The sequence below is a fragment of the Nocardia sp. NPDC056064 genome (genome assembly GCF_042266925.1).
Taxonomy (GTDB): Bacteria; Actinomycetota; Actinomycetes; order Mycobacteriales; family Mycobacteriaceae; genus Nocardia.
Map to the genome: position 1 here is coordinate 1,178,568 of NZ_JBHJWO010000001.1, position 23,331 is coordinate 1,201,898.

Consider the following 23,331-nt stretch of genomic DNA (forward strand, 5'->3'; position numbering starts at 1 on the left):
GGCAGTCACTGGTCGGCGGGGTCGGCGTCCTGGTGTTCCTCGCGGACGCGCTGTTCGATTTCGCGCCAGCGGCCGGGGGTGGGGTGGGGGTAGTCGGTGCGGTCGTCGTGTTCGGCGCCGGCCAGGACCGTGGCGGCGGCGTCGATGTCGGCGATGAGTTGTTCGGCGAGTTCGCGTTCGGCGGCGTAGTGGCGTTGGGCCCATTGCAGCACGATCTGCGAATAGGCCCAGCCGGGTTCGGATTTGGCGGCCTCGGCGTCGATGGCGGCGCGCTGTTCGAGCTGGTCGACGTCGGCGATGTGATCGCGCAGGATCTGTTTGAGGCGTTCCGGGGAGCCGAGATGGCCGAACATGACCCGCAGCAGCACATGGTGTTTGAGGACCGACGGGTCGACGGGGGCCTTGTTCCACCAGGTGGTGACGGCGGCGCGGCCCGCGTCGGTGATGCGGTAGAGGCGCCTGCCGCGCATGGCGTTGTCGTGGTCGAGGCGGGAGCTGGCGAAGCCGTGCTGTTCGAGCTTCTTCAGCTCGGCGTAGATCTGGCTGTAGGAGGGCGTCCAGTAGACGTAGCGCAGGCTCCAGTCGGCCCATTTCTTCAGGTCGTAGCCGGAGATCTCCTCTTCGTAGGAGAGCATGGCGAGCACCGCCCAGCTGGTCGGCGGCAGGTTGGGCACGCCGGGATCGGGGTCGGGAGTCGCCATCGGTGCATGGTAGCAACCATGCTTGACACGCTCGGCCCGTCGACAACCGCTGACCGGGAGAACCTCTTGAGCAGGCCACCCCGCGGCATCGAGGGTGGGGGTATGAATGCAGACAACGTCATCGTCGAGGCCGGGATCCCGGCCGCCGAGCTGCGCCGGGTGCTCGGCCATTTCGCCACCGGCGTCGCGGTGATCGCCGCCCACGACGGGACCCGCCCGCTCGGGTTCACCTGTCAGTCGGTGGTGTCGGTGTCGCTGGATCCGCCGTATGTGTCGTTCTGCCCCGCCAAGACCTCCACCAACTGGCCGCTGCTGCGCGCGCAGGGCGCCCTGTGCGTCAATGTGCTGGCCGAGGAGCAGAGCGCGCTGTGCCGTCGGTTCGCGGTGAGCGGCGCGGACAAGTTCGCCGGGGTCGAGTGGGAGCGGGCGGGCAACGGCGCGCCCGCGCTGGCCGGGGCGCTGGCGCACATCGAGGTGAGTGTGGAGCTCGAGCACGACGCCGGTGATCACACGGTGGTGCTGGCCCGGATCGGTGCCCTGCGCGCGGCCGAGGACCGAAAGCCGCTGCTGTTCTATCGCGGCGGGTTCGGCGGCTTCGCGGCCTGAACGGTGACGGGGTGGTCCGCTCTGATCGGACCACCCCGTCGCTGTGTCTCACCCCTCGATGACGTCGAAGCCCTTGTAGCCGGCGGCCGCGACCTCGGCGATGATCTCGCCGTAGACGCCGAACCCGCCGACGAACGGCATGAACACCCGTGGCCTGCCCGGGATGTTCGCGCCCAGATACCACGAATTCGCCTGGGTCATCAGCGTTCCCGCCGCCCGCGCCGCGCATTCGCGCACCCAGTCGGCCACCGCGTCGGGCCGGGCCTCCAGCGCCACCGCTCCCCTGCGGTCGAGGAAGGCGATGGCCTCGGCCACCCAGTCGACGTGGAGTTCCGAGTGCAGCACCATATTGGCCAATACCGAGGGACTGCCGGGTCCGGTCAGGTTGAACAGGTTGGGGAAGCCCGTCATCCCCAGTCCCAGATAGGTTTTCGGCCCCTCGCGCCAGGCCGCGTTGAGCGATTCGCCGCCGCGTCCGACGATGTTCATCCGCGCGACCGATCCGGTCATGGCGTCGAATCCGGTGGCCAGCACCAGGGTGTCCAGGGGGTAGTGGGCGTCGGTGGTGTGCACACCGTCGGCGTCGATGCGGGTGATGGGCGTCGACTTCAGATCGACCAGCTCCACATTGTCGCGGTTGTAGGTCTGGTAGTAGTTCGTGTCGGTGCAGATGCGTTTGGTGCCGATCGGGTGATCACGCGGGATGAGCAGCTCGGCGACCCGGGGGTCGTCGATGACGGCGCGCACCTTCTGCTCCCAGAACAGCCGGGCGGTGTCGTTGGCGGCGAGGTCCACCAGCTGGTCGGGGAAGGTCTTGCTGAACAGCACACCACCCAGCGCCCACCGCTTCTCGTAGGCGTCGCGCAGTTCCCGTTCGCTCACCGCCAGCGCGGACCGCGGGTGCGCCTGATGCGGTGACCCGCCGCCGCTGGCCCTCGACAACCGCCTGCGTTCGGGGTAGTCCGCCTGCTGCGCCGCGCGATCGGCCGCACTGAGCGGCGTATTGCCCGCGGGCACACTGTAATTCGCGGTGCGCTGGAAGACGTGCAAGCGCGCGGCCTGCTCGGCCAGGCACGGAATCGTCTGGATGCCCGAGGACCCGGTACCGATGACACCGACACGCTGCCCGGTGAGATCGACCCCCTCGTGCGGCCAGTGCGAGGTGTGCAGCACCTGCCCGGCGAAGGTGTCCAGGCCGTCGATGGCGGGGGTGTTGGCATTGGACAGCGGGCCGGTGGCCAGCACCACGAACCGCGCCGTGACCGGGCGCCCGGTGTCGGTGGCGACCTGCCAGCGCAGGGTCTGCTCGTCGAGCACGATATCGGTGACGCGCGTGGCGAATTCGATGTCGCGACGCAGGTCGAACCGGTCGGCGACGTGCTCGAGGTAGGCCAGGATCTCGGGCTGGGTGGCGTATTTCTCGCTCCACTCCCAGTCCTGTTGCAGCGCCTCGTCGAAGGAGTACGAGTAGTCGACGCTCTCCACATCGCAGCGCGCGCCCGGGTAGCGGTTCCAGTACCAGACGCCGCCCACGCCCTCGCCCGCCTCGAACACCCGCACCGACAGCCCGCTGCCGCGGAATCGGTGCAGGGCGTACAGACCGGCGATGCCCGCGCCGACGACGACCACGTCGACGTCGGCGGGGCCGGGAGCGGAGGCCGATGGGGTCTCGGGGTTCACAGTGCCTACCTTTCGATGGAGACCGGTTCTCCGCGGCGACGCTAGGTCCGCGCGCCCGCCCCGAGCAGGTGGTCTTCCCGCTGACCGGCACACCTGGCCGGATCGATCGCCTCCCGGTCATCGGGACGATCCGCTCCGCCCACCCCGGCACCGGCCCTACCGTCGTCGGCAATTCGAGGTGGTACCAGGAGGAGACAGTGGTGGACTGGAACGACGAGGTGGATGTGCTGGTCGCGGGCTCGGGCGGTGGCTTGGCCGGTGCGTACACCGCCGCCCGCGAGGGACTGAGCGTGGCGGTGGTCGAGGCGACCGACAAGTTCGGCGGCACGACCGCCTATTCGGGTGGCGGCGGGGTGTGGTTCCCGTGCAATCCGGTGCTCGAGCGGGCGGGCACCGACGACACCCTCGACGACGCGCTCACCTACTACCGTGCCGTCGTCGGCGATCGCACCCCCGACGAACTCCAGCAGACCTACGTCCGCCGCGGCCGTGACCTCATCGAATATCTGGAAGCCGACGACCATTTCGCCTTCCAGATGCTGCCGTGGCCCGACTACTTCGGCAAGGCCCCGAAGGCCCGCCTCGACGGGCAGCGCCACATCATGCCGACCCCGCTGCCCGCCGCCGAGCTCGGCCTGCTGCGGGAATCGCTGCGCGGCCCGCTCGACACCGACCGGCTCGGCGCCCCGCTACCGGAGCTGCTGATCGGCGGGCAGGCGCTGATCGGGCGTTTCCTGCGCGCCCTGTCGGCCTACCCCCATGCCCACCTGCACCTGCGATCACCGCTGGTGGAGCTCGTCGTCGAGGACGGTGCGGTCACCGGCGCGATCGTGGAACGCGACGGCGCCCGGCACGCCATCCGGGCCCGGCGCGGGGTGGTGCTCGCCGCGGGCGGCTTCGAGCAGAACCAGGCCCTGCGCGCGCAGTACGGCGTGCCCGGCGAGGCGCGGGACACGATGGGGCCCTGGGGAAATCAGGGGCTGGCCCATCAGGCGGGCATCGCGGCGGGCGCCGACACCGATCTGATGGATCAGGCGTGGTGGTCGCCGGGGCTGACCCATCCGGACGGGCGGTCGGCCTTCGCGCTGTGGTTCACCGGCGGCATCTTCGTCGACCAGGACGGGCACCGGTTCGTCAACGAGTCGGCGCCCTACGACCGGCTCGGACGCGAGGTGATCCGGCAGATGAGCGAACGCGGCCTGAGGCTGCCGTTCTGGATGATCTACGACGACAAGGAAGGCGAGGTCCCGCCGATCAAGGCCACCAATGTGTCCATGGTCGAGACCGCGGAGTACGTCGCGGCCGGGCTGTGGCACACCGCCGACACCCTCGCCGGCCTGGCCGAAAAGATCGGCGTGCCCGCGGCGGATCTCGAGGCCACTGTCGCCCGGTTCAACGACATGGTCGCCTCCGGCGTCGACCCCGATTTCGGGCGCGGCGACGAGGCCTACGACCGGGCGTTCTCGAACGGCGAACCGCCACTGGTGAGCATCGACAAGGGCCCGTTTCACGCGGCCGCGTTCGGTCTGTCCGATCTGGGCACCAAGGGCGGCCTGCGCACCGACTCCGCGGCCAGGGTGCTCGACCGCACCGGCGCGCCGATTCCGGGTCTCTACGCCGCGGGCAACACCATGGCCGCCGTGAGCGGGGAGGTCTATCCCGGCGGCGGCAATCCGATCGGCGCGTCCATGCTGTTCAGCCACCTCGCCGTCCGGCACATCCTCGGCGACTGATCCCTTCCCGCTGGCCGGGACGGACCACCGCCGACCGGCCACCGGGTGTGGTTCCGTTCACACCACCAACCCCTTTCGATATCTCAGGAGCGAGACGATGGCTTCAGCCGACGACATCCGCGCGACCGTGCGCGCCTACGTGGAGGCCGTCGGCAGCGGATCCGCTGCCGACATCGTCGCCCTCTACCGCGCGGACGCGACGGTGGAGGACCCGGTCGGCAGCGAACCGCACGTCGGCCACGCGGCGATCCGCACGTTCTACGAATCCTTCGAGCAGCTGGAACGATCCAGCGAACTGTTCGCCGTGCGGGTCGCGGGCGACAGCGCCGCGTTCAGCTTCCGGGTGGTCACCCGCTTCGGCGACCAGAGCTTCACCCTCGAGCCGATCGATGTCATGACCTTCGACGAGGACGCGCGCATCGCGAGTATGCGCGCGTTCTGGTCGCAGGACGACATGGTCGCGAGCTGAGGCCGCCATGACCGAACAGCAGTGGGATCACGAAGTCGATTTCCTCGTCGTCGGCAGTGGCGCGGGTGGGCTCACCGGCGCGCTCGCCGCCGCCGACCGCGGCCTGGACACCCTGGTCATCGAGAAGGCCGGGGTGTACGGCGGCAGTACCGCGCTCTCCGGCGGTGGCATCTGGGTGCCCAACAACCCGGTGCTGCGGCGGGAGGGCCTGGGTGACGCCCGCGCCGACGTGCGCGCCTATCTCGACGCGGTCGTCGGTGACCGGGTGCCCTCGGCCAATCTCGACGCCTTCATCGACGAGGGCCCGCGCATGCTGGAATTCCTGGAGACCAGCCCGCACCTGCGGTTCCAGTGGTGCACCGGATATTCCGACTATCACCCCGAGGCGCCCGGTGGTCGTCCGGCGGGCCGCTCGATCGAGCCGTTGCCGGTGGACCTGAAGCAGCTCGGCGCCGACGAGGACCTGCTTCGCGCGGCCGCCCTGGCCACCCCGCCGGGCCTGTTCATCACCTCCAAGGACTTCGTCCAGCTCAATATGGTGACCCGCACCTGGAAGGCCCGCTGGACCGCGCTGCTCACCGGGCTGCGCGCGATCAAGGCGATCGTGCTGCGCAGGCACATGGACACCCTCGGCCGGGCACTGATCGCCCGGCTGCGGCTGGCCCTGCGTGACGCCGGGGTCCCGCTGTGGCTCGACACCCCGTTGCGCTCGCTGATCACCGACGACACCGGCGCGGTCCTGGGCGTTCTGGCCGAACGCGACGGGCGCGAGATCCGCATCCGGGCCCGCGACGGTGTGCTGCTGGCCACCGGCGGTTTCGAGCACAACCAGGCGCTGCGCAAGCGCTACCTGCCCGAAGGCGGACGCGACAATTTCAGCGCGGCCTCCACCGACAACACCGGGGACGGGATCGTCGCCGGGGAGCAGGTCGGCGCGGCCGTGGACCTGATGGACGACGCCTGGTGGATGCCGTCGTTCCAGCGGCCGGAGGGCATCAATCAGGTGCTGGTGTCGGAGCGGTCGATTCCGCGCTCGATCATCGTCGACAGCACCGGCGCGCGCTTCACCAACGAGGCCGCCCCGTATGTCACCTTCGTGCACGCGCAACTGGCCGGGCGCCACGATCCGGCCTGGCTGATCTTCGACGCGAAGGCCAAGAGCCGCTATCCGATCGGTGGGATCGTGCCCGGCCAGAAGTTCCCCGCTTCGTGGACCTCGACCGGGCTGGTCCACAGCGCGCCCGATCTGGCCGGGCTCGCCGCCGCGATCGGTGTTCCCACCGCGACCCTGGACGAGACCGTCGAGCGTTTCAACGGATTCGCCCGCGCCGGTCACGACGCCGACTTCGGCCGCGGCGTGAGCGCCTACGACAACTACTACGGCGACCCCACCCTGCCGACCCCCGCCCTGGACGTCCTGGACAAGGGGCCGTATTACGCGCTGCGGGTGCGCATCGGCGACCTGGGTACCAAGGGCGGCCTGGTCTACGACGCCGACGCCCGGGTGCTGCGCGCCGACGGCACCGCCATCCCGGGCCTCTACGCCGCGGGCAACACCTCGGCCGCGGTCATGGGCAACGACTACGCCGGTGCGGGCGCCACCATCGGCCCGGCGATGGTGTTCGGCTACATCGCCGCGCGTCGCGCCGCCGGACAACGCTGAGGGGGCGATCATGCAACCCGTGCAGTGCGCCACCTGCGGCAACAAGGTGCTGGCCGAGAAGTTCAGTCCCAGCCACACCAGCGTCCAATGGCTCGACGACGCCGAGTCCGCGTGCCCGGAGTTCGCCCGCCGGGCCGCCCTCGGTGAACCGAGCGGCTCGATCCCCACCTGCCCCGCCCTGCGCGACTCGATCGAGAACGCCGTTCGCGCAGGCACTCTGGCCACCGACCAGCTGCGGCACGAACCCGTGCCCGGCCGGCTCGGCTGAGCCACCGACCCGAAAGGCCCTCTCATGCACAGACTCGACGACCATCGCACCCTCGTCACCGGCGCCGCTTCCGGTATCGGCCAGGCCACCGTGCTGCGGCTGCTCGACGAAGGCGCCCGCGTGGTCGGCGCCGACGTCTCCGCCGACGGCCTGGCCGCCACCCACGCCCAGGCCACCGAGCGCGGCACCGCCGACCGGCTCGCCACCCTGACCCTCGACATCGGCGACGAACAGTCGGTGATCGCGGGCGTGCGCAGCGCGGTCGACACCCTCGGCGGCCTGGATTCCCTGGTCAACGCCGCGGGCATCCTGCGCGCCTCGCACACCGAACAGACCTCCCTGGACCTGTGGGACCTGATCATCCGGGTCAATCTCACCGGCACCTTCCTGGTGGTCCGCGAGGCACTGCCCGCCCTGCTCGCGAACTCCCGGGCGAGCGTGGTGAATTTCAGCTCCACCTCGGCCGCCTTCGCGCATCCGTACATGGCCGCCTACGCGGCGAGCAAGGGCGGTATCCAGTCCTTCACCCACGCCCTGGCGCTGGAATTCGGCGGCAAGGGCCTGCGCGCGGTGTGTGTCGCGCCGGGCAGCATCAAGTCCGGGATCACCGACGCGACCCCGGGATACGTTCCCGCCGACGCGGATTGGGCGCTGTTCTCGAAGCTGTCGCCGGTGTTGCCGACCGACCGGGAGTCCGGCGGTGCGGGCATGGGCGACCCGACCGCGGTGGCCGGGGTGATCGCCATGCTGGTCTCCGAGGACGGCGCCTTCATCACCGGCACCGAGATCCGCATCGACGGCGGCACCCACGCGTGAGCCCGCACCCGAACCACTCCCCGGAGGACCCGCGATGACGGACCCGAGCTACACCGACACCCTGAAGGAACTCCGCACCGACGCGGGTGTCCTGCGCTATCACGAGATCGGCGACGGTCCCCCGCTGCTGCTGCTGCACGGCTCGGGCCCCGGCGTGACCGGCTGGCGCAATTTCCGCGGCAATCTCGCGGCCTTCGCCGAGAAGTTCCGCTGCCTGATCCTGGAATTCCCCGGCTTCGGGGTGAGCGACGACTTCGGCGGGCACCCGATGGTCACCGCGCTGGACGCGGTGGTCCGCTTCGTCGACGCGCTGGGCCTGGACAGTGTCGACATCATCGGCAATTCGATGGGTGGCGGCGTGGCGCTGAACTACGCCATCGCGCACCCGGACCGGGTCGGCAAGCTGGTGACCATCGGCGGGATCGGCCGCAACCTGTTCAGCCCCGGCCCGGGCGAGGGCATCAAGCTGCTCCAGGAGTTCACCGAGGAACCCACCCGGGAACGGCTGATCCAGTGGCTGCACTCGATGGTCCACGATCCGGCCATGGTCACCGAGGAACTCGTCGAGGAACGCTGGACCCAGGCCACCGATCCGGCCACCCTCGACAGTGCCCGCCGCATGTACAGCAAGGCCGCCTTCGCCATGATGGTGCGCGCCATGGAGGCCTCCGACGCGCCCCCGCCGTGGGCGATGCTGCACAAGGTGCAGGCTCCGACGCTGATCACCTGGGGCCGTGACGACCGGGTGAGCCCCCTGGACATGGCGCTCATCCCGATGCGGACCATCCCGCGCGCCGAACTGCACGTGTTCCCGAACTGTGGGCACTGGGCGATGATCGAGCGCAAGAACGAATTCGAGTCGGCGGTGCTGGCCTTCCTCACCCGCAAGGACAGCGGCGTCTGAACACACACGACAGCGGGGGCCTGGTGACCAGGCCCCCGCTGTCGTGTGTTTCAGCGCTGGGTGCTGCCCGCGTCGACCGGCAGGGTCACGGCGGTGATGTAGCGGGCCTCGTCGGAGGCCAGGAACAGGGTGGCGTTCGCGATGTCGACCGGGTCGACCCACGGGATCGGCAGCATGTTCATGGTCACCGCGGCCTCGGCGAACTCCTCCCGGGTGGGGGCGGTGAGGTCGGGGCGGAACGCGCGGCGCACCGAGTCGTTCTGGATCATGAGCGTGTCGACATTGGTGGGATGCACCGAGGTCACCCGGACATGGTGCGGGGCCAGCTCTTTGGCCAGCGACCGCATCAGCCCGACCACACCGTGCTTGGCCGCGGTGTAGTGGGCGACCCCGACCAGGCCGCGCAGTCCGGCGATCGAACTGGTCAGGATCATCGCGCCGCCGCCGCGGGCGATCAGGTGCGGGGTGGCCGCCTTGCAGGTCTGCCACACCCCGGTCAGGTTGACATCGATCATGGTCTGCCACTGCTGTTCGGTCAGCTCGAGCGCGCTGCCGCTGGAACTGATTCCGGCGGTGGCGCAGACGATGTCGAGCCCACCCAGCTCCGCCACGGCCGCGTCCACCGCGTCGCGCAACGCGGTGCCGTCGCGCACGTCGACGGTGGCGGTGACGACGCGTCTGCCCGTGGCGGTGACGGCGGCGGCGGTCTCGGCGAGGTCCGCGGCGCTCGCCGGCGGGGTCAGGACCGAGTCGACCGGGCCGCAGAGGTCCACGGCGACGATGTCGGCGCCCTCCTCGGCGAGCCGGATGGCCTGGGCGCGGCCGATGCCGCGGGCGGCGCCGGTGACCAGCGCGATCTTGTTCGGAACTCGTCCCATGTCACACCTTCTGAGTCAGTCCGGCGTCCACCACGAGCTGGGTTCCCGTCACGTAACGGGACTCGGCGGAGGCGAGGAAGAGCACGGCATTGCTGACGTCGACCGGGTCGACCCAGGGCACCGGCAGCAGGGTGCGGCGCGCCAGCACCGCGGCCGCGTCGGCCCGCGTGGGGTGCGGCAGGTCGGGGCAGAGTTTGGCGTAGACCGTGTCGTTGAGGATCATCGGCGTGGCCACCGACCCGGGATGCACGGTGTTGACCCGGATATTGCGCGGGCCCAGCTCGTTGGCCAGGGTGCGGGCCAGGCCGACCACGGCGTGTTTGCTCGCCGCGTAGTGCGCGGCACCGGCGGCCCCGACCAGGCCGTTGGTGGAGCTGACCACCACGATCGAGCCGCCGTCGGTCAGCGCGGGCACCGCGGCGCGCACGGTGTGCCAGACGCCGGTGAGGTTGATGTCGAGCGTGCGCTGCCAGGCCTGGTCGGTCAGTTCCCAGGACGGGGCCAGATCGGCGTAGATCCCGGCATTGGCGACGATGACGTCGAGCCTGCCCAGCGAGGCCACGCCGTCGGCGACGGCCACATCCAGGGCGGCCTGGTCGCGCACGTCGGCGCCCGCGGTCACGCAGACCCGGCCTGCCGCCGCCACGTCGGCCGCCGTCGCCGCCAATCCGTCGGCGGCGGAGTCGATGTCGACGGCGATGATGTCGGCGCCCTCTTCGGCCAGCCGACGGCAATGGGCGCGGCCCATTCCCCCTGCCGCGCCGGTCACCAGCGCGACGGTGTGCTGCATGCGGTTCATCGGGCGCCCCCGGAAGATCGAGTGTCCACGACCGCGACGCTAGGGTCGCCGGGCCTCGCGTCCGCCCTGGTCTTCCCGGTCAGCGGGCACCCGCGCGGCGATCTCCCGGCCACCGGGAACAGCCCGTTCCACCCGGGTGCCGCGCTGCGACGGTGGGTGCGCACACCGGTTCTGTGATCGAGGAGGGCACCAGTGACGACGGCCGAGGTTCCACGGGTGGTGACGCTGCGGGTGGCCGCGGTGATCGAGGAGACCGCCGACGCGCGCTCACTCGTCTTCGACGTGCCCGCCGAGGCGGCCGGCCGGTTCGCCTACCGCCCCGGCCAGTTCCTCACCCTGCGCATCCCCAGCGAGCGCCCCGAACCGGTGGCCCGCTGCTATTCGCTGGCCAGTTCCCCCTTCACCGGAGACCCGCCGCAGGTGACGGTCAAGCGCACCGCCGACGGCTACGGCTCGAACTGGTTGTGCGACAACGTCTCCGTGGGCGACACCCTCGATGTGCTGCCACCGCAGGGCAGCTTCACCCCGGCCTCCCTGGACACCGATCTGCTGCTGTGGGCGGCGGGCAGCGGCATCACCCCGGTGCTGTCGATCCTGCGCTCGGCCCTGGTCGAGGGCACCGGCCGGGTGGTGCTGTTCTACGCCAACCGTGGCCCGGAATCGGTGATCTTCGCCGAGACCCTGCGCGAGCTGGCAGGCCGTCATCCGGACCGCTGCACCGTCGTGCACTGGCTCGAATCGCTGCAGGGACTGCCCAGCGCGGCCCAGCTGGCGCGTTTCGCGGCACCGTACCCGGGCTACGAGTCGTTCGTGTGCGGGCCGGGGCCGTTCATGGCGGCGGTCACCGAGGCGCTGTCGGGTGCGGGCTGGCCCCGCGAACGGATCACCACCGAGGTGTTCGTCTCGCTCTCGGGCGACCCGTTCGCCGCGCCCGCACCACTCGACCCCGCCGACGAGGCCGACGCCGCCCATGTCGAGGTGGAACTCGACGGCACCGTGCACGCCCTGCGCTGGCCGCGCTCGCGCACCCTGGTCGACGTCATGCTCGCCGACGGCCTGGACGTGCCCTACTCCTGCCGGGAAGGGGAATGCGGTTCGTGCGCGTGCACCGTCCTCGACGGCGCGGTGGACACGCCCCCGTCGGCGGTTCTCGACCAGGACGACATCGACGCCGGCTACACCCTCGCGTGTCAGGCCCGGCCGAGCACCGATCAGGTCCGCATCCGCTTCTGAGAGGTGCCCGTTGGCCACCGATACCCTGCGCTCCGAGGTCGGTTTCGGCTCGGACCGCGGCCCCGTGCTCGTAGCGCTCATGCTCGCCACCGGCCTGGTCGCGCTGGACTCCACCATCCTCGCGACCGCCGTCCTGGCGATCACCGACGACCTCGGCGATTTCGCGCTGTTCCCGTGGCTGTTCACCAGTTACCTGCTCGCCCAGGCGGTCACCGTGCCGATCTACGGTGCGCTGGCCGACGCGTACGGCCGCAAACCGGTGATGCTCGGCGGTGTCGTGGTGTTCGCGCTGGGCTCGCTGCTGTGCGGGCTGGCGGGCAGCATGCTCGCGCTCATCGTGTTCCGCGCGGTCCAGGGCATCGGCGCGGGCGCGATCCAGCCGACCACCATGGTCATCGCGAGCGATCTCTACTCCCTCGCCGAACGCGCCACCGTGCAGGGTTATCTGGCCGGGGTGTGGGCGGTGGCCTCGGTGACCGGCCCACTGCTGGGCGGGATCTGCGCCGACTATCTGGGCTGGCGCTGGATCTTCCTGGTCAACCTGCCGCTGGCCGCGACGGCGGGCTGGATGCTGATGCGGCACCTGCACGAATCGGTCCCCCGGCAGCCGCGCCGCATCGACTACCCCGGCGCGGCCCTGCTGACCGCCGGTGCCGGCGCGCTCGTGCTCGGCCTGCTCGAAGGCGGCCACGCCTGGGCCTGGCGGTCGCCCACCTCGGCGGCCGTCTTCGGCGGTGCCGCGCTGGCGCTGCTGCTGTTCGTGATCGTGGAATCGCGGGCAGCACAGCCGGTTCTGCCGCTGTGGGTGTTCACCCGGCGGGTCGTGGTCGCCGGTGGCGTGGCGGCGGTGCTGGGCAGTGCGCTGCTGTTCGGGTTCACGACCTATGTGCCGCTGTTCAATCAGGGCGTGCTCGGGTCGAGTGCGCTGGTGGCGGGACTGGTCACCGGCGCGCTCACGCTGGGCTGGCCGCTGTCGGCCGCGCAGGCCGGAAAGGTGTATCTGCGCTTCGGTTTCCGGGCGTGCGCGGTGCTGGGCAGTGCCGTCGCGGCGCTCGGCGCGGCGTCGACGCTGCTGCTCGGCGCGCATTCGCCGCTGTGGCAGGTGGCCGTCTCGTGCTTCGTGGTCGGCGCGGGCATGGGACTGGTCGCCACGCCCACGCTGATCGCGGCGCAGACCAGTGCGCGCTGGTCCGAGCGTGGGGTGGTCACCTCGGCGACCATGTTCGCGCGGTCGCTGGGCAGCGCGGTGGGGGTGGCGGTGTTCGGCGCGATCGTCAACGCGCGGCTCGGCGACACGGAAGCGGCCACGCCGCAGGCCCTCTCGGCGGCGATCCACCTGGTGTTCGCCACCATCACGGCCATGACCGTCGTGCTGGTGGCAGCGTGCGCGCTGGTTCCCGGCGGACTCACCGCGATTCCCGCCCATCCAGCGGGAACGCCCGGCGCCGACGGGCTGCGCGGCCCCGAGGATGAGTGCGCATCACCGGACGACAAGAGGGAGCCAGGATGCTGACAACGAGCGTGCGGGGCGAGCTCGCCGCCGAACTGGCGCGCGCCGAACGGGACCGGGTGGCGGTGGCGCCCCTGGCCGACCGGTACCCGGGGATCGACGTGGTCGACGCCTACGAGATCCAGCTGCTCAATATCCGGCGCAAGCTGGACGACGGTGGCCGGATCGTCGGGCACAAGGTCGGCCTGTCGTCTGCGGCCATGCAGCAGATGATGGGCGTCGACGAACCCGATTACGGGCATCTGCTGGCGGAGATGGAACTGTTCGAGGACGTCCCCGTCGACACCGCGACCTTCCTGGCGCCCCGCGTCGAGGTCGAGGTGGGCTTCGTGCTCGGCGCCGACCTGCCCGGGGCGGACTGCACCGAGGACGATGTCCGCGCGGCCACCGTCGCCTACGCCCCCGCCATCGAACTGATCGATTCCCGCATCACCGACTGGCGGATCGGGTTGTGCGACACCATCTCCGACAACGCGTCCTCGGCCGGGTTCGTGCTCGGCCGGGGCCGCGTGGCACCCGGTGACATCGACGTCACCGCCGTCGACGCCGTGCTCACCCGCAACGGCGAGGTCATCGCCGAGGGGCGCTCCGACGCCGTGCTCGGTGATCCGCTCATCGCGGTGGCCTGGCTCGCCCGCAAGGTCGCGACCTTCGGGGTGCGGCTGAAGGCGGGCGATGTGGTGCTGCCCGGCTCCTGTACCAGGGCCATCGATGTCCGGGCCGGTGACGCCTTCCGCGCGGAGTTCACCGGGCTCGGTGCCGTGGACCTGCGCTTCGTCTGATTCATCCCGAGCGCCGTGCGCTCCCAACTCTTCAGGAGGCGACCGTGTCCCACGGGACCGTCGATGCCGCGATCGTGGGATCCGGCAATATCAGCACCGACCTGCTCTACAAACTGCTCCGGTCGGCATCCATCACGCCGCGCTGGATGATCGGGATCGACCCCGAGAGCGAGGGGCTGAAGCGGGCCGGCGGGCTGGGGCTGGAGACCTCGGCCGAGGGCGTGGACTGGTTGCTCGCCCGAGACGAGAAACCCGAGCTGATCTTCGAGGCCACCTCGGCCTACGTCCACCGGGCCGCCGCGCCCCGCTACGCCGAACTCGGTATCCGCGCGGTCGATCTCACGCCCGCCGCCGTCGGCCCGGCGGTGGTGCCGCCGGTGAATCTGGCCTCGCTGCTGGACGCCCCGAACGTCAATATGATCACCTGCGGCGGGCAGGCCACCATCCCGATCGTGGCCGCCGTCTCGCGGGTGGTGCCGGTGGCGTATGCCGAGATCGTGGCCTCGGTGTCGTCGGTGTCGGCCGGGCCGGGCACCCGCGCGAACATCGACGAGTTCACCAAGACCACTTCCCAGGGCGTCGAGACCATCGGCGGCGCGCAGCGGGGCAAGGCGATCATCATCCTGAACCCGGCCGAGCCGCCGATGATCATGCGCGACACCATCTTCTGCGCCATCCCCGAGGACGCCGACCAGGACGCGATCCGCGCCTCGATCCACCGGATGGTCGCCGATATCCAGACCTATGTGCCCGGCTACCGACTGCTCAACGAACCCCAGTTCGACGAACCCTCGGTGGTGTCCGGTGGGCTGGCGAAGGTCTCGGTCTTCGTCGAGGTCGAGGGCGCGGGTGACTTCCTGCCGCCGTACGCGGGCAATCTCGACATCATGACCGCCGCCGCGACCCGCGTCGGTGAAGTCGTCGCCGGACAGATCCTCTCGGCCCGGGTGTAAGGAGCGAAACCATGGTATTTTCCGCCGATCTCGACATCCGGGTCACCGACACGTCCCTGCGCGACGGGTCGCACCACAAGCGTCATCAGTTCACCGTGGACGAGGTGCGCGACATCGTCACCGCGCTCGACGGGGCCGGAGTGCCGGTCATCGAGGTGACCCACGGTGACGGGCTGGGTGGGTCCTCGTTCAACTACGGGTTCTCCAAGACCCCGGAACAGGAACTCATCCGGACCGCCGCCGAGGCCGCGAACAACGCCGCCATCGCCTTCCTCACGCTGCCCGGTGTCGGCATCAAGGAAGATATCGCCCTCGCGCGGGACAACGGCGCCACGATCTGCCGGGTCGCCACCCACTGCACCGAGGCCGATGTCTCCCTCCAGCACTTCGGGTACGCCCGCGAACTCGGCCTGGAGACCGTCGGCTTCCTGATGATGTCCCACACCCAGCCGCCGGAGGCGCTGGCGAAGCAGGCCCGCCTCATGGCCGACGCGGGCTGCCAGTGCGTGTATGTCGTCGATTCCGCCGGAGCGCTGGTGCTGGACCAGGTCTCGGATCGTGTCGGCGCGCTCGTCGCCGAACTCGGCACCGACGCCCAGGTCGGCTTCCACGGCCACGAGAACCTCGGTCTGGCCGTGGCGAATTCGGTGTACGCGGTGCGCGCGGGCGCGACCCAGATCGACGGGTCCGCCCGCCGCTTCGGCGCGGGCGCCGGCAATCTGCCCGTCGAAGCGTTCATCGGTGTCTGCGACAAACTCGGCATCACCACCGGCGTCGACTTCTTCGCCGTCACCGACGCCGCCGAGGATGTCGTCCGGCCCGCCATGCCCGCCGAATGCCTGCTGGACCGCCAGGCCCTGATGATGGGCTACGCGGGTGTCTACTCGAGCTTCCTGCGCCACGCCGAACGCCAGGCCGAGCGCTACGACGTCTCCGCCGCCGAGATGCTCGTCCGAGCGGGCCGCCGCAAACTCATCGGCGGCCAGGAAGACCAGCTCATCGACATCGCCCTCGAACTCCAGCGCGAAGCCACCACCCCCGCCTGAGCCTGGACATGCGATCACCACGCTCTGGTGGCGGTCCGCTCCCGGGCGAGACCGTCACCAGGGCCTGGTGATCAACTGCCCGATGAGGTCACCGGGCCGTGGCGGTGAGGAAGTCGTCACCGCCGACGTAGAAGGTCTGGCCGTGGATGGCGGGTGCTGTGCCGGCGCGCACGATGACGCGGGCGAATTCCTCGACGGTCGGGAGCGGGCCCGCGGCGCGGCGCGCGGCGACGCTGCCGGGGTCGCGGCGTTCCAGCAGGCGGACGATGATCGTGCCGTCGATCATGTCGCCGGACACCACCGTGAACCCCACTCCGCGATCCCGGAATTCGGGGATCCGGGACCGCAGCGCGTCCTCGCCCGCCCGCTTGCTCAGCGCGATCGGGGCGTACCCGACGGGCACCTCACCCTGCTCGTGCACGAAATGCGCCTGATGGCTGGTGACGAACACGATCCGTCCACCCTCGGGCATGAGCGGCAACACCGACACCGCCAAGCGCACCTGGGCATCCCGGTTCAAGCGCAGCGCGTACCCGGGATCGGTGTCGCGTTCGAGTCCCCCGGAAGCGTTGAGCACCAGGGTATCCAGGCGCCCGAACCTCTCCCCCAGCTCGGCGGCCATGCCCTCGACCGCCGCCGGGTCCGACACGTCCGCACCGAGCACCGACGCACTGCCGCCTGCCGCGACGATCCCGTCCACCACGGCCTGGGCCCGCTTGCGCTTCTCACGGTAGTTGACCACGACATGCGCTCCGGTCGCCCCGAACTGCGCCGCGGCTTCCGCGCCGATTCCGCGCGAGGCCCCGGTCACCAACACGACCCGCCGCTGCACCCGTTCCATCGATCGTCTCCTCCCGCCGACCCGCACGGCGTCGCATGCTTCTGATTCAGAAGCAACTATCGTGCTTCTGAATGAGAAGCGCAACAGCGGACGACGGTGCCCCGGCCGAGCCGTCGGCGAAGATCCTGGCCGCCATCGATCTGCTCGGGCAGCGCTGGATGCTGCGTGTCGTCTGGGAACTGGAGCCCGGGCCGCTCGGTTTCCTCGACCTGCGCAGGCGGATGGGCAACTGTTCGTCGAGCATGCTGTCGGACCGGTTGCAGCAACTCCAGTCCGCCGGACTCACCCGCAAGGACGGGCCGCGCGGTGCCTACGAACTCACCACCGAGGGGGCGCTGCTGGCCGAGGCGCTGCAGCCGCTGTGGGACTGGTCCGAGCAGCGCACGAGTACCGGGGACGGGAACGGGCGCATCCCGTGGCGGCCGGCCTCGCATCCGGCACCCTAGGGACACCCTGAGGTGGGATCAGGGGTGGGACCGGATGTGTCGTGGACGGATTCGGGCTTGGCTGGAGGGATGCGTAACCTCACCGTCTCGTTGACCGTCCTCACCCTCTACGCCGTGCTGGCGACACTGGTGTTCTGCACCATGCTCGCCGAGACGGTGTTCCTGTATCCCAACTACTTCCACGACATTCCGCACTCATTGGTCGTGGGCGAGGAGTTCACCGCGGCGGTCTCCGTCGGCAGCGTCATGCGCCCGCTGGGTGCTGTGCTGACGCTGACCGCGATCGTGGCGACAGCGGCCAGCCTGTGGTCGCGCACCGCGCGGGCCTGGACGGTGGCCTCACTGGTGACGCTGGTGTCGGGCCTGTTCCTGCTGTCGGCGCTGTACCTGTGGGAACGCTGGACGATCCTGTTCGACGAGCGCGACCAGCACACCGTCGAGGAGTTGCGCCGGACCGTGCGGGAGATCGAGGTCGCGCACTCGGTCCGCATCGTGCTCGGCGCGCTCACGGCGGTGTTCGCCGTCGTCGCGGCGGTGCGCACCTATCGTGCCCGTCTGCTGCGCGGCCTCGAGCCCGCGGCCGTGTGAGCGGTCAGCGACGGTGGAGCGACTCCTCGCTGTCGTAGCCGAGGGTGACGTCGTGGGTGATCTCACCGCGGGTGACCGAGACCTGGCTGGCGGTCGGCGGGTAGCCGCGGGCCACGACCGTGTACTCCCCTTCGGGCAGGTCCGGCACCAGGTAGCGGCCCTTCTCGTCGGTGCGGGTGGTGGCTGCCGGGTCACCCCCGGCGTCGAGCACGGTGATCTGCACGTCGGCGACGGGACGGTCACCGTCGACCCAGGCCGAGCCGACCAGGATGGCCATCGGCTCCAGATCGATGTCGTGGTGCAGGGAGCCGGTGTCGGGCACGGTCAGCGCGACCGCGGCCGGGCGCATGTGGTCGGCCACCGCGACCAGCGTGTAGGTCCCGCTGACGACATCGCGGCACACGTACACCCCGTCCTCGCCGGTGATGGCCGCCCCGACGACATCGCCCTCGGCGTCGGTGAGCGTGATGGTCGCCCCGAACAGGGGCTCGCCCCGGCGCGCGGACCGCACCACACCGGTGAGCTCGCCTGCCCCGATGAGCATGAGGTCCACGTGCTGGGCGCGCTCGCCCATCGACACGCTCACCGCCTCGGGCTGATGTCCCGGCGCCGCCGCGATGAGCACATAGTTGCCGGGCTCCGGCGCCTCGATGACATAGGCGCCGTCGGCGTCGCCGCTGCCGCGCGCCACCTGGCGTCCGTGCTGGTCGATGAGGGTGAGGATCGCCGCCGACACCGGGCGCGCGTCGTCGCGCCGCAGCAGCCCCGCGATCACCCGCCCGGTGGCGGCGGGCCGCAGCTGGCCCGCCATCTCCTGGGCGTCGTGCAGGCTCACATCGCGCAGCAGGGTGGCCTCGGCGGCCTCGCCGGGCACCGGATCCTCGCGCAGCGGAATCTCTTTCATGAACACCAGCACCAGGCACGCCACCACAGCCAGGTCGGCGGCCAGGAAGAACACGCTGTGCATCGAATCGGTGAAGCCGGTGAGAATCGGGATGCGCAGCTCGTCGGGCAGGGCCGCGATGCCACTGGTGTTGCTCTGCAGGGCCGCGAGCTGCTCGGCGTCGAAACCGGCGGGCAGCTGCCCGCCGAAGGCGCTCAGGATCGAGCCGGGCAGCCGGTCGAACAGGACGGTCAGGAACACCGCGACGCCGAGGGTGCCGCCGAGCTGACGGAAGAAGGTGGCCGCCGCGGTCGACACGCCCATCTCGGTGCGCCCCACCGCGTTCTGCGCGGCGATCACCAGCGTCTGCATGCAGCCGCCGAGCCCGAAACCCATGATCGCGCTGTAGGCCAGCGGCTGCCACAGCGGGCCGTCGAAGTCCACCCGGGCGAACAGCGCGCACCCGATCGCCAGGATGAGCGCGCCCAGCACCGGCAGCACCTTGTAGCGCCCGCTCGCCTTGGTGATCAGGCCCGACAACTGCGAGCCCACCATGATGCCCAGCACCAGCGGCAGCATGAGCAGACCGGCCTCGGTCGGTGAGAACCCGCGCACGACCTGGAGATACTGCGGCACCATGGTGATCGCGCCGAACATCGCCACACCCACCAGGAACCCACCCAGGATGGCGATGCTGAACGTCGAGCTGCGGAACAGGCGCAGCGGGATCAGCGCCGCGTCCTTCATCAGGTACTCCACCACCAGGAACAGCAGCAGACCGGCCACGCAGATCCCGTAGCAGAGCAGCGATTTCTGCGAGGTCCAGCCCCACATCCGGCCCTGTTCGGCCACGATGAGCAGCGGCACCACACCGATCACCAGGGTCATGGCGCCGAACCAGTCGATCCGGCTCGGCCTGCGCACATGCGCGACATTCAGCACCTTCGCGACCACGAGGAACGCGATCACGCCCACCGGCACGTTCACCAGGAACACCCAGCGCCAGCCCTCGATCCCGCCGAGACTCTCGTAGCCGGACAGGAATCCACCCACCACCGGCCCGAGCACCGTCGCGATCCCGAACACCATGAGGAAATAGCCCTGGTAGCGGACTCTTTCGCGCGCGGGCACGATATCGCCGACGATGGTGAACGCCAGCGACATCAGCCCGCCGGCGCCGATTCCCTGCAGCGCCCGGCACCCGGCCAGCTGGTACATGGTGGTGGCGAAGCAGCAGGCCGCCGAACCGATCACGAACACCGCGATGGCGATCAGGTAGAACGGTTTGCGGCCGTAGATGTCGGCGAGCTTGCCGTAGAGCGGGGTGGTGACGGTGGCGGTGATCAGGTACGCCGTTGTCGCCCACGCCTGTTCGTCGAACCCGTCGAGACTGTTCGCGATCCGCACGATCGCGACACTGACGATGTTCTGGTCGAGCGCGGCGAGGAACACCCCCAATAGCAGGCCCGACAGGATGGTGAGTGTCTGGCGGTGCGTGAGGCGTGGTTCGGCAACGACGGTATCGGTCATGGAAAAGCCCTGGTTCTGATCGGCTGGCAAGTGGGGGTCGATCATTCGGCCCACACGAGGGCCGACAACCCCGCTGCGAGGAAAGCATCGCGCCGCGGGTGGAACTCTTCATGCACTGGTGCGCCGAGCTTACCCACGCCGCGTCCGGCCGCGACAGGGAGGGATCAAGTGACCGCCGATTTCACCCCGGATCGCCCGATTCCGCCGAGCGGACCGCACCCTTCACCGACGCCGCGTTCGGGCTGCCCCGGCGCGGTCAGGTGGTCGGCCAACGCGCACAGGGTCTCCGAGCAACCCGCCTCGATCCGCAGGGTGGCCAGGTCGTCGCCGCGGGTGTCGCCGCGGTTCACGATCACCACCGGCACACCGTTGTTCGCCGCGCGGCGCACGAACCGCAGGCCCGACAGCACCGTCAGCGACGAGCCCGCCACCAGCAGCGCCCGCGCGCTGTCGACGAGCGCGAGCGCGGCGGCGGCCCTGGCGGCGGGCACGTTCTCGCCGAAGTACACGATGTCGGGTTTGAGCATGCCGCCGCAGGCCGCGCAGTCGAGCATGCGGAAGCGGCCGGTGTCGGCGACCACCGCGTCGGCGTCGGGCGCGACCTCGATGCCGGTCGCCGAGACGTCCTCGGCGAAGCCGGGATTGGCCGCTTCCAGGCGGTCGGCGAGGCCGAGCCGGGAGATCCTGGCTCCGCAGCGCAGGCAGCACACTCCGGCGTAGGTGCCGTGCAGGTCGATCACCCGCCGGGTGCCCGCCTTGGTGTGCAGCAGGTCGACGTTCTGGGTGATGACGCCCGCGACGATCCCGGCGCGTTCGAGGCGGGCCAGCGCGCGGTGCCCGGGATTGGGGCGGGCGGCGTCCATCCGGCGCCAGCCCAGGTGGTTGCGGGCCCAGTACCGCTGCCGGAAGGCGGCGTCGCCGACGAACTGCTGATAGGTCATCGGGGTGCGCGGCGGGGACTGCGGGCCGCGATAGTCGGGGATGCCGCTGTCGGTGGACAGCCCGGCGCCGGTGACCACCACGACCCCGCGCCCGGCCAGCAACCCGGCCGCGCGACGCACCGCGGTGCCGTCCGGAGGGGAGTCCGCCATGGATCCACTCTACGAGCGCGCGGTGCCGACGGCGAACACGCCGGGGCGGAGTTGCGTGCCGGTGAGCTGCGGCGACATGATGACTCATCCGCCCGGTGATCGACTGTCAGGGGAAAACCCATGTCCGACAACGACGAACACGGCCGCGACGCGCTCACGGCCGCCGTCGACGCGACGATCGTCGCCGTGCGCCGGATGTTCTATGTCCTCGGCACGGACGTCGACCGCACCGAGGGGCCGATCGAGTTCACCTTCCACGACGGGTCGACGCTGCTGCTCGACGCCGGACACGACGGCGAGGAGCTGCGGATCCGGGCGGCGCGGTGGCGCGATCCGTTCGAGCCGCTGGTCGATCCGGTCAATATCGAGTACGTGGCCGCCTCGGGCAAGTACACCGCCTTCGATGTCACCGGCGAGCAACCCTATGCCGGGCTCGCCGGTGCCCGGGTGGAGGCGGTGTCGGTGGTCGCGCTCGCCGACGGCAGGCCCCGGGCGGCGACGCTGTATCTGGACGAGGGCGTGGTGAAGGTGGAGACGCTCGCCGACGAACTCCTGGTCACCGTCGCCTGAGCAGCGCCGGGAATCGCCACCGGACGGGTGGATCTGCGCGCGGTGGGCCCACTCGAGGCAGCATGGCAGCGGCAGGGCCGGTGTGGGACGGGAAGGTGACGCGGGTGGAGCAGGTGCGGTGGCGGGCGGGCTGGGGTGTCGGGCTCGGTGTGTTCGTGGCGGTGTTCGTGCTGGTCCCGGCGACATTCGCGGTGCAGGACGCCTGGCAGGTCCCGGTGCCGCGCCCGGTCGCCTTCGCCGAGCTCGAGCCGATCGCGACCGCGTTCTGGCTCAGCTGGGCGGCCACCCTGGCGGTGCTGCTGATCCCGGCGGTGGTGCTGGCACTGCTACCGCCTGCCCGGCTGCTGGCGCTGGGCTACCTGCTCGCCACCACCGCGGTCGGCACCGTGCTGTGCGCGACCACGGTGGGGCTGGCTTTCAGCGGCCTCGATCCGGTGTGACCGGCTGCCCGGCGGCCAGGATCGTGTCGGCCAGTTCGTCGATCACCGCGCCGCGGATCTGGCGGCGCTCGTTGGCCAGCGCGGTGGTGGTGCAGATACCGAAGGCACCCTGCTCGTCGTAGAGCACCGCCGCGCCCGCGGCGATCCCCTCGTCGCTGAGGTGGCTCTCCGCCTCGATCCCCATGTCGACCCCGATCGGCATGCGCGAGAACGTGATCGAGACATCGGTGTTGATGAAGCCGATGCCCTCGGTGCCCCAGTTGGTGACCAGGCTGGTCTGCTCGCCGGTCATGGCGGCGAAGCAGAACGGCGAGGCCGGCTCGCCGTCGACCACCGGGATGTTGCGCACCCATTTGCGTTTGCGGGTGTCGTTCTGATGCTCGGTCATCTTCGGTGACCAGCCCTCGGCGTGCCCGTCGCTGCCGAACAGGTGCATGGCCTCGTCGATCATCGCGAGTGCGCTGGGCGGGGGCAGCGGACGATCACGTTCGGGCCGCCACACCTCCCCCGGCGGCTGGGTGGAGCGCTTGAGCAGCAGCGCGCTGCCCCGCGCCACCACCGCGTCCTCGGCGCGCAGCTCGAGCGAGACCGCGCGCACCCGCTTCCCGTCGCGGATGACCTCGCTGGCGACGGTGAGCGGCACCGCGGGCACCGGCCGGTGCAGGTCGACGGTCAGGCGCGCGGGGACGAAGCCGTCGGTGCAGTACCGCCCTTCGACCTCGCGCGCCATCAGCCCACAGACCGGCGGACCGGACAGGGTGCTCGGTGCCCACAGGCTCATCGAGAACGGAGTCGGCCGGAAGACTCCGTCCGTGTGCGTGAAGTACGCCGGAGAGCTACTCATCGCCACCCTTTCTTACGCCGTAATACGCCTCAGACTAGAACGCATTACAGTCCGGCG

The 23,331-nt window shown here is 70.5% G+C and carries 24 protein-coding genes; 16 read left to right on the forward strand and 8 right to left on the reverse strand.

Features of this window, described 5'->3' with window-relative positions:
- Positions 1 to 5: 5 nt before the first annotated feature.
- The gene (locus ACFC06_RS05390; RefSeq protein ID WP_375928129.1) at positions 6 to 701 is read right to left on the reverse strand and encodes a PadR family transcriptional regulator; all 696 of its coding nucleotides are present in this window, start codon (positions 699 to 701) and stop codon (positions 6 to 8) included.
- Positions 702 to 803: 102 nt separating this feature from the next.
- On the opposite strand from ACFC06_RS05390, the gene ACFC06_RS05395 reads away from it, so the two are divergent.
- A complete protein-coding gene (locus ACFC06_RS05395; RefSeq protein ID WP_375928131.1) occupies positions 804 to 1,307 on the forward strand; it encodes a flavin reductase family protein in 504 nt (167 codons plus the stop codon).
- 48 nt (positions 1,308 to 1,355) lie between these two features.
- Here the strand turns inward: ACFC06_RS05395 and ACFC06_RS05400 are convergent, their stop codons facing one another.
- Complete coding sequence (locus tag ACFC06_RS05400; protein ID WP_375928133.1) at positions 1,356 to 2,987, reverse strand: flavin-containing monooxygenase; 1,632 nt, start codon at positions 2,985 to 2,987, stop codon at positions 1,356 to 1,358.
- 197 nt (positions 2,988 to 3,184) lie between these two features.
- Between ACFC06_RS05400 and ACFC06_RS05405 the strand changes: the two genes are divergently transcribed.
- The 6 genes from ACFC06_RS05405 (at position 3,185) to ACFC06_RS05430 (ending at position 8,840) form a co-directional block, all read left to right on the forward strand.
- Positions 3,185 to 4,720 carry an FAD-binding protein gene (locus tag ACFC06_RS05405; RefSeq protein ID WP_375928135.1) on the forward strand — a complete coding sequence of 512 codons (1,536 nt, stop codon included), beginning with the start codon at positions 3,185 to 3,187 and terminating at the stop codon, positions 4,718 to 4,720.
- 97 nt (positions 4,721 to 4,817) lie between these two features.
- Entirely contained in the window at positions 4,818 to 5,189 is a 372-nt protein-coding gene (locus ACFC06_RS05410) for a nuclear transport factor 2 family protein (protein WP_375928137.1), read from the forward strand.
- Between the two features lie 7 nt (positions 5,190 to 5,196).
- Complete coding sequence (locus ACFC06_RS05415; RefSeq protein WP_375928138.1) at positions 5,197 to 6,852, forward strand: FAD-binding protein; 1,656 nt, start codon at positions 5,197 to 5,199, stop codon at positions 6,850 to 6,852.
- A gap of 10 nt (positions 6,853 to 6,862) precedes the next feature.
- Complete coding sequence (locus ACFC06_RS05420) at positions 6,863 to 7,120, forward strand: hypothetical protein (protein ID WP_336085552.1); 258 nt, start codon at positions 6,863 to 6,865, stop codon at positions 7,118 to 7,120.
- 24 nt (positions 7,121 to 7,144) lie between these two features.
- Positions 7,145 to 7,936: an SDR family NAD(P)-dependent oxidoreductase gene (locus tag ACFC06_RS05425; protein ID WP_375928140.1), complete on the forward strand. Its 792-nt coding sequence runs from the start codon at positions 7,145 to 7,147 to the stop codon at positions 7,934 to 7,936.
- A 34-nt stretch (positions 7,937 to 7,970) separates the two neighbouring features.
- Positions 7,971 to 8,840, forward strand: coding sequence for an alpha/beta fold hydrolase (locus tag ACFC06_RS05430; protein ID WP_375928142.1), 870 nt, complete (start codon positions 7,971 to 7,973; stop codon positions 8,838 to 8,840).
- A 50-nt stretch (positions 8,841 to 8,890) separates the two neighbouring features.
- Here the strand turns inward: ACFC06_RS05430 and ACFC06_RS05435 are convergent, their stop codons facing one another.
- The gene (locus ACFC06_RS05435) at positions 8,891 to 9,718 is read right to left on the reverse strand and encodes a mycofactocin-coupled SDR family oxidoreductase (RefSeq protein WP_375928144.1); all 828 of its coding nucleotides are present in this window, start codon (positions 9,716 to 9,718) and stop codon (positions 8,891 to 8,893) included.
- A 1-nt stretch (position 9,719) separates the two neighbouring features.
- Entirely contained in the window at positions 9,720 to 10,517 is a 798-nt protein-coding gene (locus tag ACFC06_RS05440) for a mycofactocin-coupled SDR family oxidoreductase (protein ID WP_375928146.1), read from the reverse strand.
- A gap of 192 nt (positions 10,518 to 10,709) precedes the next feature.
- On the opposite strand from ACFC06_RS05440, the gene ACFC06_RS05445 reads away from it, so the two are divergent.
- Genes ACFC06_RS05445 through dmpG form a run of 5 tightly spaced genes read left to right on the forward strand, consistent with a single transcriptional unit; the run spans position 10,710 to position 16,041 of the window.
- On the forward strand, positions 10,710 to 11,750 hold the full coding sequence (locus tag ACFC06_RS05445; RefSeq protein WP_375928148.1) for a 2Fe-2S iron-sulfur cluster-binding protein: 1,041 nt from the start codon (positions 10,710 to 10,712) through the stop codon (positions 11,748 to 11,750).
- Between the two features lie 10 nt (positions 11,751 to 11,760).
- Complete coding sequence (locus ACFC06_RS05450) at positions 11,761 to 13,263, forward strand: MDR family MFS transporter (protein ID WP_375928150.1); 1,503 nt, start codon at positions 11,761 to 11,763, stop codon at positions 13,261 to 13,263.
- On the forward strand, positions 13,257 to 14,042 hold the full coding sequence (locus ACFC06_RS05455) for a 2-keto-4-pentenoate hydratase (RefSeq protein WP_375928152.1): 786 nt from the start codon (positions 13,257 to 13,259) through the stop codon (positions 14,040 to 14,042). The genes ACFC06_RS05450 and ACFC06_RS05455 overlap by 7 nt, the downstream gene beginning before the upstream one ends.
- 44 nt (positions 14,043 to 14,086) lie before the next feature.
- Positions 14,087 to 14,995, forward strand: a complete 909-nt coding sequence (locus tag ACFC06_RS05460) for an acetaldehyde dehydrogenase (acetylating) (protein ID WP_375928154.1) — start codon at positions 14,087 to 14,089, stop codon at positions 14,993 to 14,995.
- 11 nt (positions 14,996 to 15,006) lie between these two features.
- Entirely contained in the window at positions 15,007 to 16,041 is a 1,035-nt protein-coding gene (gene dmpG / locus ACFC06_RS05465; protein WP_375928156.1) for a 4-hydroxy-2-oxovalerate aldolase, read from the forward strand.
- Between the two features lie 88 nt (positions 16,042 to 16,129).
- Here the strand turns inward: dmpG and ACFC06_RS05470 are convergent, their stop codons facing one another.
- The gene (locus ACFC06_RS05470) at positions 16,130 to 16,882 is read right to left on the reverse strand and encodes an SDR family oxidoreductase (RefSeq protein ID WP_375928158.1); all 753 of its coding nucleotides are present in this window, start codon (positions 16,880 to 16,882) and stop codon (positions 16,130 to 16,132) included.
- 71 nt (positions 16,883 to 16,953) lie between these two features.
- On the opposite strand from ACFC06_RS05470, the gene ACFC06_RS05475 reads away from it, so the two are divergent.
- On the forward strand, positions 16,954 to 17,328 hold the full coding sequence (locus tag ACFC06_RS05475; protein WP_375928160.1) for a winged helix-turn-helix transcriptional regulator: 375 nt from the start codon (positions 16,954 to 16,956) through the stop codon (positions 17,326 to 17,328).
- A 69-nt stretch (positions 17,329 to 17,397) separates the two neighbouring features.
- Positions 17,398 to 17,916: a hypothetical protein gene (locus ACFC06_RS05480; RefSeq protein WP_375928162.1), complete on the forward strand. Its 519-nt coding sequence runs from the start codon at positions 17,398 to 17,400 to the stop codon at positions 17,914 to 17,916.
- A gap of 4 nt (positions 17,917 to 17,920) precedes the next feature.
- Here ACFC06_RS05480 and ACFC06_RS05485 read toward each other — a convergent pair whose 3' ends face one another.
- Both ACFC06_RS05485 and ACFC06_RS05490 read right to left on the reverse strand, forming a co-directional pair.
- Complete coding sequence (locus ACFC06_RS05485; RefSeq protein WP_375928164.1) at positions 17,921 to 20,329, reverse strand: MFS transporter; 2,409 nt, start codon at positions 20,327 to 20,329, stop codon at positions 17,921 to 17,923.
- A 164-nt stretch (positions 20,330 to 20,493) separates the two neighbouring features.
- Positions 20,494 to 21,420, reverse strand: coding sequence for a Sir2 family NAD-dependent protein deacetylase (locus ACFC06_RS05490; RefSeq protein ID WP_375928166.1), 927 nt, complete (start codon positions 21,418 to 21,420; stop codon positions 20,494 to 20,496).
- Between the two features lie 120 nt (positions 21,421 to 21,540).
- On the opposite strand from ACFC06_RS05490, the gene ACFC06_RS05495 reads away from it, so the two are divergent.
- On the forward strand, positions 21,541 to 21,990 hold the full coding sequence (locus ACFC06_RS05495) for a hypothetical protein (RefSeq protein WP_375928168.1): 450 nt from the start codon (positions 21,541 to 21,543) through the stop codon (positions 21,988 to 21,990).
- Between the two features lie 62 nt (positions 21,991 to 22,052).
- Entirely contained in the window at positions 22,053 to 22,430 is a 378-nt protein-coding gene (locus tag ACFC06_RS05500; RefSeq protein ID WP_375928169.1) for a hypothetical protein, read from the forward strand.
- Here ACFC06_RS05500 and ACFC06_RS05505 read toward each other — a convergent pair.
- A complete protein-coding gene (locus ACFC06_RS05505) occupies positions 22,408 to 23,274 on the reverse strand; it encodes an acyl-CoA thioesterase domain-containing protein (protein ID WP_375928171.1) in 867 nt (288 codons plus the stop codon). The two genes, ACFC06_RS05500 and ACFC06_RS05505, sit on opposite strands and share 23 nt — an antisense overlap.
- Positions 23,275 to 23,331 lie beyond the last annotated feature (57 nt).

Coding starts and splice junctions, on each gene's coding strand:
- ACFC06_RS05390 (WP_375928129.1), bottom strand. CDS start 701: ATGGCGACTCCCGACCCCGATCCCGGCGTGCCCAACCTGCCGCCGACC.
- ACFC06_RS05395 (WP_375928131.1), top strand. CDS start 804: ATGAATGCAGACAACGTCATCGTCGAGGCCGGGATCCCGGCCGCCGAG.
- ACFC06_RS05410 (WP_375928137.1), top strand. CDS start 4,818: ATGGCTTCAGCCGACGACATCCGCGCGACCGTGCGCGCCTACGTGGAG.
- ACFC06_RS05415 (WP_375928138.1), top strand. CDS start 5,197: ATGACCGAACAGCAGTGGGATCACGAAGTCGATTTCCTCGTCGTCGGC.
- ACFC06_RS05420 (WP_336085552.1), top strand. CDS start 6,863: ATGCAACCCGTGCAGTGCGCCACCTGCGGCAACAAGGTGCTGGCCGAG.
- ACFC06_RS05425 (WP_375928140.1), top strand. CDS start 7,145: ATGCACAGACTCGACGACCATCGCACCCTCGTCACCGGCGCCGCTTCC.
- ACFC06_RS05430 (WP_375928142.1), top strand. CDS start 7,971: ATGACGGACCCGAGCTACACCGACACCCTGAAGGAACTCCGCACCGAC.
- ACFC06_RS05435 (WP_375928144.1), bottom strand. CDS start 9,718: ATGGGACGAGTTCCGAACAAGATCGCGCTGGTCACCGGCGCCGCCCGC.
- ACFC06_RS05440 (WP_375928146.1), bottom strand. CDS start 10,517: ATGAACCGCATGCAGCACACCGTCGCGCTGGTGACCGGCGCGGCAGGG.
- ACFC06_RS05455 (WP_375928152.1), top strand. CDS start 13,257: ATGCTGACAACGAGCGTGCGGGGCGAGCTCGCCGCCGAACTGGCGCGC.
- dmpG (WP_375928156.1), top strand. CDS start 15,007: ATGGTATTTTCCGCCGATCTCGACATCCGGGTCACCGACACGTCCCTG.
- ACFC06_RS05470 (WP_375928158.1), bottom strand. CDS start 16,882: ATGGAACGGGTGCAGCGGCGGGTCGTGTTGGTGACCGGGGCCTCGCGC.
- ACFC06_RS05475 (WP_375928160.1), top strand. CDS start 16,954: ATGAGAAGCGCAACAGCGGACGACGGTGCCCCGGCCGAGCCGTCGGCG.
- ACFC06_RS05480 (WP_375928162.1), top strand. CDS start 17,398: ATGCGTAACCTCACCGTCTCGTTGACCGTCCTCACCCTCTACGCCGTG.
- ACFC06_RS05485 (WP_375928164.1), bottom strand. CDS start 20,329: ATGACCGATACCGTCGTTGCCGAACCACGCCTCACGCACCGCCAGACA.
- ACFC06_RS05490 (WP_375928166.1), bottom strand. CDS start 21,420: ATGGCGGACTCCCCTCCGGACGGCACCGCGGTGCGTCGCGCGGCCGGG.
- ACFC06_RS05495 (WP_375928168.1), top strand. CDS start 21,541: ATGTCCGACAACGACGAACACGGCCGCGACGCGCTCACGGCCGCCGTC.
- ACFC06_RS05500 (WP_375928169.1), top strand. CDS start 22,053: ATGGCAGCGGCAGGGCCGGTGTGGGACGGGAAGGTGACGCGGGTGGAG.
- ACFC06_RS05505 (WP_375928171.1), bottom strand. CDS start 23,274: ATGAGTAGCTCTCCGGCGTACTTCACGCACACGGACGGAGTCTTCCGG.